We start from the raw sequence: 15,347 nt of genomic DNA, 5'->3' as shown, positions 1-15,347 counted from the left end.
GCAAGAGAGCAGGCAGATGCTGAACGAAGTCTGCGCAGCCTGGGCGCAGGCTATTTGATGGCAAGAATCCGGTCGTAGTCTTGCTGCCTGTAGCCGTGGTCCGTAGGCTTGGTGTTCTTGAGCACGGCTTCGCGGAATGCGGCCTTGTCCACCGTGATCACGTTGTTGCCCCGCTTCTTGAACTCGTCCACCAGCCTGGCTTCCGAGGCGATGATTTCACGGCCGGTTTTCTCGGCTGCTTCTTGCATCACGTCGCTGAAGATTTTCTTTTCATCCGCATTGAGCTTGCCCCAAAGCTGGCCGGAGGTGATGGTCAGCAGCGAGTCGATGATGTGGCCGGTCAGCGAGATGTTTTTTTGCACCTCATAAAACTTCTTGGCCTCAATCGTGGGCAGCGGGTTCTCCTGCGCATCCACGGTGCCACTTTGCAGCGCGAGGTAGACCTCGGCAAAGGCGATCGGAGTGGCATTGGCGCCCAGAGATTTGGGGAAGGCCAGGTAGGCAGGCGCGTCTGGAACGCGGATCTTCAGGCCCTTCATGTCTTCAGGCTTGCTGACCGGCTTGGCGGCACTGGATGTGACGTGGCGCGCGCCGTAGTAGTTCAGCGCGGTGATGTGGTTTCCGCTCTTGTCGTCGTAGCCTTTGGCCAACTCTTTGAAGACGTCGCTCTTGGCATAGGCGAGTTGGTGCTCCGCGTCTCGGAAGATGAAGGGGAAGTAGGTAATAGCCAGTGGCTTGTAGGTGTTGCCTGCAAAGCTGGCGCCGGACAGGATGATGTCTACCGTGCCCAAGGTCAACCCCTGGTTGATGTCGGCCTCTTTGCCCAGGCTGGACGCCGGGAACACCTGTATCTCGTACTTGCCGTTGGTGCGTTTCTTAATTTCTTCAGCGGCCCACACCGAGTATTTATGGAAGGGTTCCGAGGTTTCGTACACATGAGCCCACTTCAGCTTGGTCTGGGCATTGGCAATACCTAATGTGCCAAAAGCGCTTGCCAGCAGCGCGCAGGCAGCTATTTTTGTAAGAGTATTTCGCTTGCTCATGAGTTTGTCTCCTTCGTGGTTATTGAAAAGGTACTGACACTGGTTTTCGCACTGTGGTGGGCGGTTTTTTTTGCAGCCTCTCAGTTCGCTTTCGCGCGGCGCCAGCTCGCGCTGAATCGGGTGTGGGATTTGTCCATATGGGCATGCATCGCGGCGCGTGCGCCCTCCGCGTCGTGCGCAGCAATGGCGTCCACGATGGCGGTGTGTTCTGCGATGGCCGAGCGCCAGGTCGCCTCGGTTTCAAAATAATTGCCGAGCCTTTCGAACAGCGGCCCTCTGCGCGCTTCCCAGAAGGTTTGCACCGTTTCGATCAGCACAATGTTGCCGGTGCACTGCACAATGGCCGAATGGAATGCGCGATCGCCATCAATGGGCACCGTGCCCGCATCGGCGTCGCGCACCATGGCCGCCAGCGCCACACGCATGGCATTAATGTCTTTGCGGCGGGCCTGGGCTGCGGCAATGGCGGCGATCTCGCCTTCGATCACGCGTCGCGCACGAATCAGCTCCAACGGGCCCCATTCGCTCAAGGCAATGGGCGTGTCGCGCGCCAATGTGCCACTGCGATCCAGCACGTACACGCCCGAGCCTGTGCGCACCTCCACCCAGCCTTCCACTTCCAGCGCAATCAGGGCTTCGCGCACCGATGGGCGGCTCACGCCCAGCTGTTTGGCCAGGTCGCGCTCGGCAGGCAAACGGCTGCCCGGCAAGAACTCCCCCGCCGCGATGAGCGTGCGCAGCTGTTCGGCAATTTGCTGGTACAGGCGCTGGGGCGCCACGGTTTGCAAGGGCATGGGAGCACAAAGCGATAAGCAGGTCGCAAGAGTCAGCCACCAAGAGTGGCCAAGCGGCCTTACCAATATGCTGCTGAATCATTCTCAGCAACACCCGGCAAAACCCTGTGTGATGGCGGGAGCGTCGCCCTAAGAGCGTATTTACGATCTCTACGCAGTCACGTTGTGCTGCGATCGCGTCCGAGTTCGCAGCTGCAATCTAGCTGTCAAAACCATCCGTATTGGGCCGCTGCACCGCATCTTCCAGCGCCTGCACCAACCCATCCACCTCGACCACCGCAGGCCGGTGCAGTGGCAGCAGCACCTGTACTTGGAAGGGGATGGAAAACGCCAGTGGCCGCACCACCAACTGCGGGCCTGCGCAAGCGCGGGCGGTGAGAGGATTGACGATGGCGACACCCAAGCCTTGCTGCACCATGGCGCAGACGGCGATGGCGCTGTAGGTGTCCAGCAGCAGTTGGCGTGCAACTCCGGCATCGGCAAAGATGCGGTCGATATGGGAGCGAAAACTGTCGCCTTCGGCCAGGCTGATAAAGGGCTGGCCCGCAAAATCCTGCGGCTGCAGCACGGCCTTGCTTGCCAGCGGGTGGTGGGCGGGCAGCACGGCTACTTCATCTACCGCTGGCAGCAATACAGACCGGGTACCTGGCGGTGCTTCGCCTCGCTCGGTCAGGCCCAGGTCGTAGCGCTGGGCAGCCATCCATTCTTGCAGCAGCGGGGCTTCTTGCGTGGCTACGCTGACCGCCACCGGGCCTTGCGCGGCCTGCATGCGCGCCAGCGCGTTGGGCAGCAGGGCGTGGCTGAGCGCGGGCATGGCCAGCACGCTGATGCGCGCGCCCTGCGGGCGGCCCAGCGCGGCGGCGCGTTCAATCACGCGGTCCAGGCCTTGCCAGCTGCGCTGCACTTCATCCCACAGCGCCAGGGCGCGGGCATTGGGGCGCAAGCGGCCTTGCACGCGCTCGAACAAGGCATAGCCCAGCAATTGCTCCAACCGCGCCAGCTCGCGGCTGACGGTAGGTTGCGATGTGAACAGCAAACCCGCCGCGCCCGTGACCCCGCCGGCCAGCATAATGGCGCGGAACACCTCGATATGGCGGTGCTGGATGCGCGGTGGCGCCTCGCCCGCGCTGGTAGCGCTGATGGCGGCGCTGGTCTGGGCTGGCTTGGTGCTTTTTCTGGGGCTGGGCATGGTGGTAGCAGTGGCAACGGCGGTGGGCAATCCATATCCATTATGAATGACATGGTGACAAGAAAGTATTAGACCAAATAACCACAACCGGGCACACTGCGCAACATTGACGGTGCATGGCATGCGCCGGTTTTGCTGTTTTTTGGCATGGGCGCTGCAGTTTGCGGCGCCAGCGGCCAAAGTTTCAAGAGCACCCAAGCATGAGCAACCCTTTCTCTCCCGATCTGTTGTGGCAACTGGCCGACGAATTTGGCACCCCGCTGTGGGTCTACGATGCCGCCACCATCCGCCAGCGCATTGCCCAGCTGCAGGCATTTGACACGGTGCGTTTCGCGCAAAAAGCATGCTCCAACATCCATGTGCTGGAGCTGATGCGCGGCCAGGGCGTGAAGGTCGATGCGGTATCGCGTGGCGAGATCCTGCGCGCCATCGCAGCCGGCTTCAAACCCGGTTTTGGCGAGCCGGCCGAGATCGTCTTCACCGCCGACGTGATGGACGAGGCCACGCTGGCCACCGTGGTGGAGCACCAGGTGCCCGTCAACGCCGGCTCCATCGACATGCTGCACCAGCTTGGCCAGGCCTCGCCCGGCCACGCGGTGTGGCTGCGCATCAACCCCGGCTTTGGCCACGGCCACAGCAACAAGACCAATACCGGCGGCGAGCACAGCAAGCACGGCATCTGGCACAGCGATCTGACGATGGCGCTAGCGGTGATTGCCGAGCGTGGCCTCAAGCTCGTGGGCCTGCACATGCACATTGGCTCGGGCGTCGATTACGAGCACCTGAAGGAAGTCTGCGGCGCCATGGTGCAACTGGTCGAGCGCACCAAGGCCGCCGGCCACGATCTGCAAGCCATCTCGGCCGGCGGCGGCCTGTCCATTCCGTACAAAGACGGTGATGCGACCATCGACACCGAGCACTACTTTGGCCTGTGGGACGCTGCGCGCAAGCAGGCCGAGGCCGTCATCGGCCACCACCTGGGGCTGGAGCTGGAGCCGGGCCGCTTCCTGGTGGCCGAATCGGGCGTGCTGCTGGGCACCGTGCGCGCCAGCAAAAACGCCGGCAACAACCACTTTGTGCTGGTCGACACGGGCTTTAACGAACTGATGCGCCCCAGCATGTACGGCAGCTTCCACGCCATGCACATCCAGCGCCGCGGCGTCGGCATTCTGCCGCCCGCGCGTGAGGCCGTCGTAGCCGGCCCACTGTGCGAATCGGGCGACGTCTTCACCCAAGGCGATGGCGGCGTGGTGCTGCCGCGCGCGCTGGGCGATGCCCAAGTGGGCGACCTGCTCGTCATCCACGACACCGGTGCCTACGGCGCCAGCATGTCCAGCAACTACAACACGCGCCCGCTGGCCGCCGAAGTGCTGGTAGACAACGGCAAAGCCCGCCTGATCCGCCGCCGCCAGACGGTGGAAGAGCTGCTGGCTTTGGAGCTGGGTTTGTAAACCGGCCAGCACAGATCGCGGCCTTTAAGTCCGCACCACCTAAACAAACAGCACCTGCTCGGGTGCTGTTTTTGTTGTCGCCTGCCGGGTTTGGGGTCTGGGCCATGCACTCGCCTTCGCCGGATCCCAAGCGAACTCGCGGCCTGTTGAAATAAATTTTCAATTAACTTTGAAATATTGATGCAATTTATTAAATCAATATTTACAATAGCCAATAACCGCAACCCAACACCCACAGGAGCCCCGCATGATCGGAATGACCTTCGCAGCCACTCTGGGTTTTGCCTTTGGCGCCAGCTTCAAATCTGGCTGGGTGCTGGTACATGGCGCGGTGGCCGCAGTCACCAGCACAGTGACTTTTGCAGCCGCCATGCATTTGCTTTAACCGTTCACTCCAAGCGCGAATTGCAGCACCATTGGGTGCTGCTTTTTTGTGTGCCGGTCTAAACAAGAATCGCGATCCGCTGGCCAACTCTCGCAGGCTGTTGGCTGTTGGCTGTTCAGGATGTCCCTCCTCACCCCTTTCAGCCAGCGCCTGCGGACGCAGCAAACGCCGGCGGTTTGTCTGCCGCAGGACAGTCAAACTTCGTGCGCTGACTTGCGGCATCTGTCTGAGCGCAGCGCCCTGGCGCGGAGCGAGTTATGCCGCACGCCGGCTGCCCGCCCGGGACGTTTGTTGTGGCCGCAGGTTGCCCCGAAAGATTCGCTCCGCGAAGCTTTCGGGGACGCTGGATGTGGGGCAGATTTTTCGCCTCCCTTTTTGGCTGGGCAAAAAGCGAGGTCGCCTGCCGGGGCGAGACCCGGCCAGCTGCAGCCAGCAAAATACACCAACGCCAGTTAGAAAACTGGCCCACCCACGCCTCCCCAAGCGCTGCCCCACCAGGGGCAAACACCCGCCCCTTACTTCGACAATTCCTTCACCAGCTTGTACAAAAACTCCCGCCCGTCATACAGGCGCGGAATGGCCACGCGCTCGTCCAAACCGTGGGCGCGTGCATCGCTGGGCTCGGTGAAGATGCCTGATACGCCGTACATCGGAATGCCGGCGTTGCGCATGAAGCGGCTGTCCGTCGCGCCTGTGCTCATGACTGGCACCACCGGCACGCCCGGCCACATTTGCTCGGTCAGGCCTTCCACGGCTTTCATCACGTCGGGGCGCATGGGCGAAGCTGGGCTGCGCAGCGGCTGGTTGATGACCTTGAGCTTGACGCGCTCGTTCTCGGTCAGCTTGCGCAGCTGGGCTTCCACTTCGGCCGGGTCGTCGTGCGGCAGGATGCGGCAGTTGATGGTGGCGCGCGCTGCTTGCGGCAAGGCGTTGGCAGCGTGGCCGCCGTTCACCTCGGTCGCCACACAGGTGGTGCGCATGGTGGCGTTGTAGAGCGGCGATGCCGACAGGCGCTGCACGGCCTCGGGCGATGGGTTGCCGGTGGCCACGTCTTTCATGTCGGCCGATTGCTGGCCCTGGGCAAAGCCGGCGCTGCGCTGGAAGTAGGTCTTGGTCACGTCCGAGAGCTTGACCGGGAAGTGGTAGTTGCCCAAGGCCGAGAGCGAGCTGCTCAGTGCATAGACCGGGTTGGTGGTGGTGGGCACCGAACTGTGGCCGCCCTTGTCGGTGGCTTCGAGCTGGTAGGTGGCATACATTTTTTCTGCCACCTGGATGCGGTTGAGCACCGGCTTGCCGTTTTCCAGCTGGCCTCCTGCACCTTCGTTGATGCCGTATTCCGCATCGATCAAGGGGCGCTGGTTGTTGACCAGCCAGAATGCGCCGTTGCTGGGCACATCGCCCTGCTCTTCGTCAGCGGTCAAGGTGAGCACGATGTCGCGGCTGGGCACAAAGCCTTCGCGCTTGAGCTGGCCGAGGATGGAGACAAAAGCCGCCGCCATGGCCTTGTCGTCCGAGGAGCCGCGAGCGGTGAAATAGCCGTCGTCCTCCTTGAGCTTGAAGGGGTCGCTCTTCCAGTCTTCGCGCTTGGCCTCGACCACGTCGATGTGCGCCATCAGCAGCAAAGGCTTGCCTGCGCCGCTGCCCTTGTATTTGACGACCAGATTGCCCTTTTTCGGGAAGGGTTCGAAGATTTGCATCGCATCGGCCGGGATGCCGTCTTCGGCCAGGCGCTTTTGCATGGCCTGCGCTGCCTCGGTGTTATTGCCCACCGAGTTGGTGGTGTTGATCTCGACCAGCTCTTTGTAGATGGTGTAGAAGCGCTTTTGCTCGGGCGTCTTGGCGCCCACTTGGGCTTGCGCGCCTGTGGCCAGCAAGGCGCAGGCCGCAGCGGCCAGAACATGGTGGCGGAATGCCATGGGAGTCTCCTCAAGGTTGTGTGTTATTGGCAGGGCCGGCCTGCGCCATGCATGCAAAACGCTGGCGGCTGCGCTGCATTTTGCGTAGCGGCAACCGCAAAACCTACCGCTGGCCGTCACCTATTTGACTGGCTCCGCCAGGCTCTGGCCCGCCTCCCTACGAGCGATACGCTACGCTGTACGCATTCCATACAGATATTCGGAGATTCGCATGGCAGAGCAAGCAAACCGTCCCACCGTCGGCCTGATTGGCGTGGGCCTGATGGGGCACGGCATTGCCCGCAATGTGGCCGCCAAAGGCTTTGCGCTGGTGCTGCTGGAGCACCCGGGCAACCAGCCGCTGACCGAGCTGCTGCAACTGGGCGCACAAACCGTGCAGACGCCGGCCGAGCTGGCACGCCGCAGCAATGTGATCATCTTGTGCGTGACCGGTTCTCCCCAAGTGGAAGCAGTGCTGACCGGCGAAAACGGCGTGCTCTCGGCCATTCAGCCCGGCACAGTCATCATCGATTGCTCTACCGCCATTCCTGCCTCCACGGTGCGCATGGCGCAAGCGGTGCAAGCGGCGGGTGGCCAGTTCATCGACGCGCCGATGACCAAGACATCGAAAGCCGCGCACGACGGCACTTTGAACCTGCTGGTGGGCGGAGACAAAGCCGTGCTGGCCCAGGTGCAGCCAGTGCTGGCCACCTTCACCGAGAAGGTGACGCATGTGGGCGCGCTGGGCAACGGCCACCGCATGAAGCTGCTGCACAATTTCGTCTCGGTCGGCCAGATGACTTTGCTGGCCGAAGCCACGGCCTGCGCACGCAAGCAAGGCATGGACATGCAAGCCTTTGCCGATGTGCTGGGCAACGGCGGCGGCGCCGGTGTGGCGCTGGAGCGTTTGAAGAGTTTTATCCTGGCCGACGACCCCTCGGGCATTGCCTTCTCAGTCTCCAACGCCGCCAAGGATTTGCAGTACTACGCCACCATGGCGCACGACGCGCAAGCCGCCAGCCAGGTGGCAGACGCCGCATCGGCCACGCTCAAGGCCGAGGTGGATGCGGGCCATGGCGATGCCATGCTGCCTGAGGTGATTGGCTTTTTGGCCAAGCGCTGAGCACCGGGCGGCTGTATTACCGCCCAGCGGAGAAGCCGCCTTGCGCTTATTCGGATTTGGGCTCGCGGCCCATCAGCGCGCTCACCACGTCGCGCACCGGCATGCTGCCGTCGAGCAGGGCCACCACGGTTTCGGTGATCGGCATTTCCACGCCCAGTTTTTGCGCGCGTTGCAGCACAGTGCGGGCGCTGTACACGCCTTCTGCCACATGGCCGAGTGATTGCACGGCCTCTTGCAGGCTTTTGCCTTGCGCCAGCAGCAGGCCAATTTTGCGGTTGCGCGACAGGTCGCCGGTGGCGGTCAGCACCAGATCACCCAGGCCGGAGAGGCCCATGAAGGTGTCGTGCTGCGCGCCCAGGGCCACGCCCAGGCGCGTCATCTCGGCCAAGCCACGGGTGACGAGCGCGGCGCGGGCATTGAGGCCCAGGTTCAGGCCATCGCACAGGCCGGTGGCAATGGCCAATACGTTTTTCACGGCGCCGCCTACTTCGACACCGGTGATGTCGTCATTGGCATAGACGCGCAAGTTGTTGCCGTGGAATGCGCTGACCAAAGCGTCGCGCACATCGGCATGCTGGCTGGCAGCCACCAAGGCCGTGGGCTGGTGGCGCGCTACTTCTTGCGCAAAGCTGGGGCCGCTCAACACGCCCGCATGCAGTTGCGGCGCTACCTGGGCGCAGACTTCATTACCCAGCAAACCGTGGCTGCCCGCCGGAGCATCGGCAGGTACAGCCTCAAAGCCTTTGCTGAGCCAAGCCACGGGCACTCGGCAATCGCGCAGCATGGAAAGGCCGCTGCGCAGCGCTGCCATCGGCGTGCCCAGCACGACCAATTGCGCCTGCGCCAGCAGAGGCTGCAACTCGCCGCTGACCACTTGCAAGCCGGGCGGGAAAGCAATGCCGGGCAGGTAGCGCGTGTTCTCGCCCGCCACCTGCATTTGTGCGGCCTGCGCAGCATCACGCGCCCACAGTTGCACGCTGTGGCGCGCCGCCGCGTTCATTGCCAAGGCCGTGCCCCAGGCACCTGCACCGATCACCAAAATCTTCATCGCCTACCCCACTCCTCGCCAACGGCACCTACCGGCACCATCGCTGTTTTTTACCATAGCCAGATACAACAAAGGCCTTGCAACTGCTTGCAAGGCCTTTTGCCAGGGCTGCGGTTGCAGCCCGGAGCAATGCTTACTGCACGGTAGCGGCTTCGCCGGCGCCGTTGGCTTGGGCTTGTTGCTGCTCGTACATGGCTTGGAAGTTGATTTCTGCCAGGTGCACGGGCGGGAAGCCGGCGCGGGTGACGATGTCGGCCACGTTGCTGCGCAGGTAGGGGTAGACGATTTGCGGGCAAGCCACGCCGATCACGGCGCCCATCTGGTCTTCAGGGATGCCACGGATCTCGAAGATGCCGGCTTGCTTGGCTTCCACCAGGAACACGGTGCGGTCTTCGATCTTGGTCTGCACGGTGGCGGTCACGGCCACTTCGAAAATGCCTTCGGCCACGGGGGTGGCTTCCACACCCAGCTGGATGTCCACGCTAGGCTGGGTTTGCTCCAGCAGGATGGCTGGTGAGTTGGGCTGCTCCAGCGACGCGTCCTTCAGGTACACGCGTTGAATCTGGAACACGGGATTTTCTTGATCCGCCATGGTGCTTGGTCTTTCGCTTGAAAAAGGGTTCGGTAAGAGTGCAATGCTGTCTGAGCACGGCACGGTGTGCGTCCCCTCGCATGCAGCCTGCCATTATGCAATGGCCAAGCGGGGGCGCAAAAAAGCTCAGGCGCCCAACAGCGGCACCAGCTCGCCGCGCTGATCCAGCGCAATCAGATCGTCGCAGCCGCCCACATGGGTGTCGCCAATGAAGATCTGTGGCACGGTGCGGCGGCCGGTGATCTGCATCATCTGGTCGCGCTGGGCCGGGTCGGCGTCGATGCGGATTTCTTCAATGTTTTCCACGCCCTTGGACTTGAGCACTTGCTTGGCGCGAATGCAGTAGGGGCAGACAGCGGTGGTGTACATCTTGACGGCTTGCATGGGGAGTGTCCTGTGGCTGCTGCGCCAGTGGGGGCAGCAGCGTTGGTAATGGTTGCAAAAAAGCCAGATGGGGCCAGTCCCGGCAAAAGCAAGCCGGCCCCGTGGCAATGCGCTGGATCAGCCCTTTTTCACGGGCATGTCTGCCGCGCGCCAGCCCTTCATGCCGCCTGCCAGGGCTTGCACGTTGGTGAAACCCAGTTTCTGGGCCACCGCCACGGCGCGCTGCGCACGCTGGCCATGGGCGCACACCAGAATCAGCGGCAAAGCCTTGTTCTTGATGGTGGTGGGCAGTTGCGCTTCGAGCTGGGCGAAGGGCACGTTCTTGGCGCTGGCGATGTGGCCGGCGCTGAACTCGTCGGGCTCGGAGACATCTACCACCGCGGCTTTTTCGCGGTTGATCAGCGCCACCGCATTGGCGGGCGAGAGCGTGCCGCCGCCCACGCTTTTCATCGCAGGCATCAGCAGCAAAGCTCCCGAGCCCAGCGCCAGCACGATCAGATACCAGTTGTCGATCAAAAAGTTCACACCAATCCCTTGTTTAAAAATGTCGCAAACAGCCGGCCATTCTAAAAGCGCTGCCATGCCTTGGCGCGGCAAAAGCCTTTGAAAGCATGCCAAGAGCGTTCTGCGCCAGGTCAAGCCCGGGACAGGCGCGCCAGAGCAAGCCCTGTGGACTTTGCCCCGCGTCCTACAATCGGCGCCATTGTTTGCAGCATGCCCCGCATTGACTTGCTATCTTATAAATAGCATTCAACAACCCATTGGCACGCCAAACCACCAGATTTTTGACTATTGCATGAAGGACAACATGTACAAGCTCGTACTGATCCGCCACGGCGAATCGACCTGGAACCTGGAAAACCGCTTCACCGGCTGGACCGATGTGGACCTGACCGACACCGGCGTGGCCCAGGCCAAACAAGCCGGCCAGCTGCTCAAGGCCGATGGCTTTGATTTTGACGTGGCCTACACCAGCGTCTTGAAGCGCGCCATCCGCACCCTGTGGCTCACGCTCGATGAGATGGACCGCACCTGGCTGCCCGTGCAAAAGTGCTGGCAGCTCAACGAGCGCCACTACGGCGCGCTGCAAGGCCTGAACAAGGCCGAAACCGCCAAGAAGTTTGGCGACGAGCAGGTGCTGGTCTGGCGCCGCAGCTACGATGTGCCGCCACCAGCGCTGGAAGCCAACGACCCACGCTGCGAAAAGAGCGACCGCCGCTACGCCGGCGCGCAAGAGCAGGTGCCACTGACCGAGTGCCTGAAAGACACCGTGGCCCGCGTGGTGCCGTTCTGGAACGAATCCATTGCGCCCACCATTCAAAGCGGCAAGCGTGTGGTAATTGCTGCGCACGGCAACTCGATCCGCGCGCTGATCAAGTACCTGGACGGCGTGTCCGACAGCGACATCGTCGGCCTGAACATCCCCAACGGCATTCCGCTGGTGTATGAGCTGGACGCCAATCTCAAGCCGATCCGCCACTACTACCTCGGTGACGCCGAAGCCGCTGCCAAGGCCGCTGCCGCGGTAGCCTCGCAAGGCAAGGCCTGATCCTGTTGCGGCCATGCCGCCAAAGCTGCCCGGGCTGGCCCCGCGGCAGCTTTTATTGTTTTGATAGCAGCCAGCGCTTTCCCTGCAAAGGTCAAAAGCCAATTCGGCAAATATTTTCTGCTTGGCACCGCACCTGCATGGCGGCCGGGCGAACGTAAAGACTTGTCACACAGGCGCGAAAGCGCGGCGCTCTAAGCCCCGCCTAAGCGCTTCGGTGTATATTGGCGCGCTATAGAAAGTTTTGTGTATGGGCCAAAAATTGAAGATTGCCGGCTGGGTTTCTCTGGGCGTGGTGGCTGGCGCGCTGACCACCGTATCGTTGCAGACCGTGGCACGCGGCGTGATGTCGCCCATGCCGCTTGAAGAAATTCAGCAACTGTCTGCCGTATTTGGCCTGATCAAGACCGACTACGTGGAGCCAGCCGACGACAAGAAGCTGATCACCGATGCCATCTCTGGCATGGTCTCGGGCTTGGATCCGCACTCGCAGTACTTCGACAAGAAGTCCTTCAAGGAATTCCAGGAAGGCACCAGCGGCAAGTTCGTCGGTGTCGGCATCGAGATCACGCAGGAAGACGGGCTGATCCGCATCGTCTCGCCCATCGAGGGCTCGCCCGCTGACAAGGCCGGCCTCAAAACCAATGACCTGATCACCAAGATCGACGACGCCGCCGTCAAAGGCCTGTCGCTGAACGAAGCGGTCAAGCGCATGCGCGGCCAGCCCAACACCAAGGTGACGCTGACCATCCTGCGCAAGGACGAAAGCCGCAGTTTCCCCGTCACCATCACCCGCGCCGAGATCAAGACCCAGTCGGTCAAAGCCAAGATGGTGGAGCCCGGTTACGGCTGGGTGCGCGTCTCGCAGTTCCAGGAACGCACGGTGGAAGACTTTGTGCGCAAGGTCGACGAGCTCTACAAGCAAGACCCGAACCTGAAGGGCCTGGTGCTCGATCTGCGCAACGACCCCGGTGGTCTGCTCGACGCCGCCGTCGCCATTTCTGCCGCCTTCCTGCCGGCCGATGTGGTGGTGGTGTCCACCAACGGCCAGCTGGCCGAGAGCAAGGCCACTTTCCGCGCATCGCCCGAGTTCTACGCCCGCCGTGGTGTCGATCCGGTCAAGGCACTGCCCGCAGCGGTCAAGAAGGTGCCGCTGGTGGTGCTGGTCAACGAAGGCTCTGCCTCGGCTTCTGAGATCGTCTCGGGCGCCCTGCAAGACCACAAGCGCGCCACCATCATGGGCGCCCAAACCTTTGGCAAGGGCTCGGTGCAAACCGTGCGTCCGCTGGGCCCAGATACCGGCATCAAGCTGACCACGGCGCGCTACTACACGCCTAGCGGCAAGTCGATCCAGGCCAAGGGCATCGTGCCCGACATCATGGTGGACGAATCGGCCGAAGGCGATCTGTTCGGCGCCCTGCGCACCCGCGAAGCCGATCTGGAAAAACACCTCTCCAGCGGCCAAGGCCCAGAGGTGAAGGACGCCGCCCGCGAAAAAGCCCGCGAAGAAGCCTTGAAGCGCCTTGACGAAGAGAGCAAAAAGCCCGCTTCGGAGCGCCGCCCGCCCGAGTTCGGCTCGGACAAGGATTTCCAGCTCCAGCAAGCCTTGCACCAGCTCAAGGGCGAACCGGTTCAGGTCAGCAAGACCAAGACCGAGCGCCCCGAAGAGAAAAAGGACGAGGACAAGAAGGACGCTGACAAGCCCGAAGCCAAGGACAACAAGGCCGAAGAGCCCAAGCAGCCCAAGTAAGCGCCAGCACCCCACACCAGGCCGGAAGCAGACACCCTGCTCCGGCCTTTGTTTTTGCCGACAATGCACTCCTATGAATGACGACCAACTGCTGCGCTATTCGCGGCATATCTTGCTCGATGAAATTAGCATCGAAGGCCAGGAGGCCATGCTGGCCGCGCATGCGGTGATCGTTGGCGCGGGCGGGCTCGGCAGCCCGGCAGCGCTGTACCTGGCGTCGGCCGGGGTGGGCAGCATCACCTTGATCGACCATGATGATGTGGACCTGACCAACCTGCAGCGCCAAATTGCCCACACCACGGCGCGTGTCGGCCAGCCCAAAGTAGCGTCCTGCGCCACCGCCATGGCCGAGATCAACCCCGGCGTGCAAGTGCAAACGGTGGCCGAACGCATCGACGCCGACACCCTGGGCCAGTACATTGCCCAGGCCACCGTGGTGCTGGACTGCACCGACAACTACCGTACGCGCCAGGCCATCAACCAGGCCTGCGTGGCGCATGGCAAGCCGCTGGTCAGCGGTGCTGCCATCCGCTTTGACGGCCAGATCAGCGTGTTCGACCGCCGCCGCCACGGCAGCGCCTGCTATGCCTGTTTGTTTGCCCCCGACGAGCAGTTCGAAGAAATCAGCTGCTCGACCATGGGCGTCTTCTCGCCGCTGGTCGGCATCATCGGCACCATGCAGGCGGCCGAGGCGCTCAAGCTGATTGCGGACATCGGCACCACGCTCGACGGCCGCCTGCTGATGCTCGACGCCAAGCACATGGAGTGGAACACCATGCGCATCAGCGCCAACCCGCAGTGCCCGGTGTGCCATGGCGCTTGAGCCGGCCGCTCACCCATGAAGCGGCTGCGGGAATGAATTGGGGGCTTTGTCCTACTGGATCGCTCCCTTCCCACCGATGCTAAAGCGGTCCCGGCTTGCTATGATTGTTACAGTTTGACGCGCCATTTGTTACAAGCCTATGCATCGCCGCCTCCGCACCTATCTGGTTGAAGACAACAAGACCATCCGCGAGAACCTGATCGCCACCTTGGAAGATCTGGCCGAGATCGAGCCGGTGGGCTATGCCAGCACCGAAACCAATGCGACGGCCTGGCTCGCCAACAATGCCGAGGCCTGGGATCTGGCGATTGTCGATATCTTTTTGCTCGAAGGCAGCGGACTCGGTGTGCTCGAGCGCCTGCGCAAGCGCGCGCCCGAGCAACATCTGGTGGTGCTGAGCAACTACGCCACGCCCAGCATTCGCGAACGCTGCACGCAACTGGGCGCCAACCAGGTATTCGACAAATCGCAAGACATCGACGCACTGATCGACTACTGCGCCGAACGCGCCATGGCGATTCGCTGAACGCAGCTTGTCTGTCGACCCATAAAAAAATGCGGTTTTCACCGCATTTTTTTATGGACAAATACGTAAGGCTCAGTCGATCAAACCGTTTTTCAGCGCGTAATAGGTCAGGTCGCTGTTGGACGAGAGGCCCATTTTCTCCATCAGCCGGGTGCGGTAGGTGCTGACGGTTTTGACGCTCAACGACAGTTGATCGGCAATATTGCCTGCCGTCTCGCCGCGCGCCAGCTTCAGAAACACCTGGAACTCGCGCTCGGACAGCTGCTCGTGCGGCGGCACATCGTCCTTGCGGTGCAGTTGCTGCGCCAGCAAATCGGCCACCGTCGGCGTCAGGTAACGCTTGCCCAAAGAGATGGTGCGGATCGCTTCGACGATTTCCGATGGATCGCATTCCTTGTTCAGATAACCGCTGGCGCCTTGGCGAATCAGGTTGATGGCGTAATGCGCTTCCGGGTAACCGCTCAAGATCAGAATGCCCATGTCCGGGGCTTTGGCGCGCAGCATGGCCAGGGCATCGATGCCGCTTTGGCCGGGCATCGACAGGTCCATGATCAATACGTCGATCTCTTCGTTGCGCACCAGATCGATGGCTTCGCGCCCATTGGCCGCCTCACCTACTACGCGCAGATCCACGTGCTCGGCCAGAAATTGCTTCAATCCGGATCGCACAATCGCGTGGTCATCCACGATACCCACTTTTATCATAGGACTCCTAGGGTTAGGGCGCTGCAATAAGTATCGCTATTCGCTGTCATACAGCCATAGCATATGCTCTATTATGAAAGCATAAACCGAAAC

16 protein-coding genes are annotated in these 15,347 nt (G+C 62.0%); 7 read left to right on the top strand and 9 right to left on the bottom strand.

Features of this window, described 5'->3' with window-relative positions; all coding sequences use genetic code 11:
- Nucleotides 1-50: 50 nt before the first annotated feature.
- From ACFIQF_RS11935 to ACFIQF_RS11925, 3 genes are all read right to left on the bottom strand, one after another.
- Complete coding sequence (locus ACFIQF_RS11935; RefSeq protein ID WP_393943065.1) at nt 51-1,043, bottom strand: sialic acid TRAP transporter substrate-binding protein SiaP; 993 nt, start codon at nt 1,041-1,043, stop codon at nt 51-53.
- An 80-nt stretch (nt 1,044-1,123) separates the two neighbouring features.
- Nucleotides 1,124-1,837 carry a FadR/GntR family transcriptional regulator gene (locus ACFIQF_RS11930; RefSeq protein ID WP_393943063.1) on the bottom strand — a complete coding sequence of 238 codons (714 nt, stop codon included), beginning with the start codon at nt 1,835-1,837 and terminating at the stop codon, nt 1,124-1,126.
- Between the two features lie 199 nt (nt 1,838-2,036).
- A complete protein-coding gene (locus ACFIQF_RS11925; protein ID WP_393943061.1) occupies nt 2,037-3,056 on the bottom strand; it encodes a LysR family transcriptional regulator in 1,020 nt (339 codons plus the stop codon).
- A gap of 170 nt (nt 3,057-3,226) precedes the next feature.
- Here ACFIQF_RS11925 and lysA point away from each other — a divergent pair, with 170 nt between their 5' ends.
- Nucleotides 3,227-4,477, top strand: a complete 1,251-nt coding sequence (gene lysA / locus ACFIQF_RS11920; protein WP_393943060.1) for a diaminopimelate decarboxylase — start codon at nt 3,227-3,229, stop codon at nt 4,475-4,477.
- Nucleotides 4,478-4,724: 247 nt separating this feature from the next.
- Nucleotides 4,725-4,862 (top strand): hypothetical protein, encoded by a 138-nt coding sequence (locus ACFIQF_RS11915; RefSeq protein WP_393943058.1) that lies wholly within the window; start codon nt 4,725-4,727, stop codon nt 4,860-4,862.
- 515 nt (nt 4,863-5,377) lie between these two features.
- Here ACFIQF_RS11915 and ACFIQF_RS11910 read toward each other — a convergent pair.
- The gene (locus tag ACFIQF_RS11910; RefSeq protein WP_393943056.1) at nt 5,378-6,778 is read right to left on the bottom strand and encodes a M20/M25/M40 family metallo-hydrolase; all 1,401 of its coding nucleotides are present in this window, start codon (nt 6,776-6,778) and stop codon (nt 5,378-5,380) included.
- 211 nt (nt 6,779-6,989) lie between these two features.
- Here ACFIQF_RS11910 and ACFIQF_RS11905 point away from each other — a divergent pair, with 211 nt between their 5' ends.
- Nucleotides 6,990-7,880 (top strand): NAD(P)-dependent oxidoreductase, encoded by an 891-nt coding sequence (locus ACFIQF_RS11905; protein WP_393943054.1) that lies wholly within the window; start codon nt 6,990-6,992, stop codon nt 7,878-7,880.
- Nucleotides 7,881-7,926: 46 nt separating this feature from the next.
- On the opposite strand, the gene ACFIQF_RS11900 is transcribed toward ACFIQF_RS11905, so the two are convergent.
- From ACFIQF_RS11900 to ACFIQF_RS11885, 4 genes are all read right to left on the bottom strand, one after another.
- A complete protein-coding gene (locus ACFIQF_RS11900) occupies nt 7,927-8,928 on the bottom strand; it encodes an NAD(P)H-dependent glycerol-3-phosphate dehydrogenase (protein ID WP_393943052.1) in 1,002 nt (333 codons plus the stop codon).
- A gap of 133 nt (nt 8,929-9,061) precedes the next feature.
- Nucleotides 9,062-9,520, bottom strand: coding sequence for a protein-export chaperone SecB (gene secB, locus ACFIQF_RS11895; protein WP_393943051.1), 459 nt, complete (start codon nt 9,518-9,520; stop codon nt 9,062-9,064).
- Nucleotides 9,521-9,646: 126 nt separating this feature from the next.
- Nucleotides 9,647-9,904: a glutaredoxin 3 gene (gene grxC, locus ACFIQF_RS11890; RefSeq protein ID WP_393943049.1), complete on the bottom strand. Its 258-nt coding sequence runs from the start codon at nt 9,902-9,904 to the stop codon at nt 9,647-9,649.
- A 117-nt stretch (nt 9,905-10,021) separates the two neighbouring features.
- The gene (locus tag ACFIQF_RS11885) at nt 10,022-10,429 is read right to left on the bottom strand and encodes a rhodanese-like domain-containing protein (RefSeq protein ID WP_393943048.1); all 408 of its coding nucleotides are present in this window, start codon (nt 10,427-10,429) and stop codon (nt 10,022-10,024) included.
- 283 nt (nt 10,430-10,712) lie between these two features.
- Here ACFIQF_RS11885 and gpmA point away from each other — a divergent pair, with 283 nt between their 5' ends.
- The 4 genes from gpmA (at nt 10,713) to ACFIQF_RS11865 (ending at nt 14,549) form a co-directional block, all read left to right on the top strand.
- Nucleotides 10,713-11,453, top strand: a complete 741-nt coding sequence (gene gpmA / locus ACFIQF_RS11880; RefSeq protein ID WP_393943046.1) for a 2,3-diphosphoglycerate-dependent phosphoglycerate mutase — start codon at nt 10,713-10,715, stop codon at nt 11,451-11,453.
- A gap of 247 nt (nt 11,454-11,700) precedes the next feature.
- Complete coding sequence (locus ACFIQF_RS11875) at nt 11,701-13,200, top strand: S41 family peptidase (RefSeq protein ID WP_393943044.1); 1,500 nt, start codon at nt 11,701-11,703, stop codon at nt 13,198-13,200.
- Between the two features lie 73 nt (nt 13,201-13,273).
- Nucleotides 13,274-14,023, top strand: a complete 750-nt coding sequence (locus ACFIQF_RS11870; protein ID WP_393943043.1) for a HesA/MoeB/ThiF family protein — start codon at nt 13,274-13,276, stop codon at nt 14,021-14,023.
- A 139-nt stretch (nt 14,024-14,162) separates the two neighbouring features.
- Nucleotides 14,163-14,549, top strand: coding sequence for a response regulator (locus tag ACFIQF_RS11865; RefSeq protein ID WP_393943041.1), 387 nt, complete (start codon nt 14,163-14,165; stop codon nt 14,547-14,549).
- Between the two features lie 72 nt (nt 14,550-14,621).
- Here ACFIQF_RS11865 and ACFIQF_RS11860 read toward each other — a convergent pair whose 3' ends face one another.
- On the bottom strand, nt 14,622-15,254 hold the full coding sequence (locus ACFIQF_RS11860) for a response regulator (protein WP_393943039.1): 633 nt from the start codon (nt 15,252-15,254) through the stop codon (nt 14,622-14,624).
- Nucleotides 15,255-15,347: the final 93 nt, after the last annotated feature.

It is taken from the genome of Comamonas trifloxystrobinivorans (assembly GCF_043359985.1).
GTDB classification, from domain to species: Bacteria; Pseudomonadota; Gammaproteobacteria; order Burkholderiales; family Burkholderiaceae_C; genus Comamonas; species Comamonas trifloxystrobinivorans.
The sequence above is the reverse complement of the archived record's forward strand: the minus strand, read 5'-3'. Positions and strand labels throughout refer to the sequence as shown.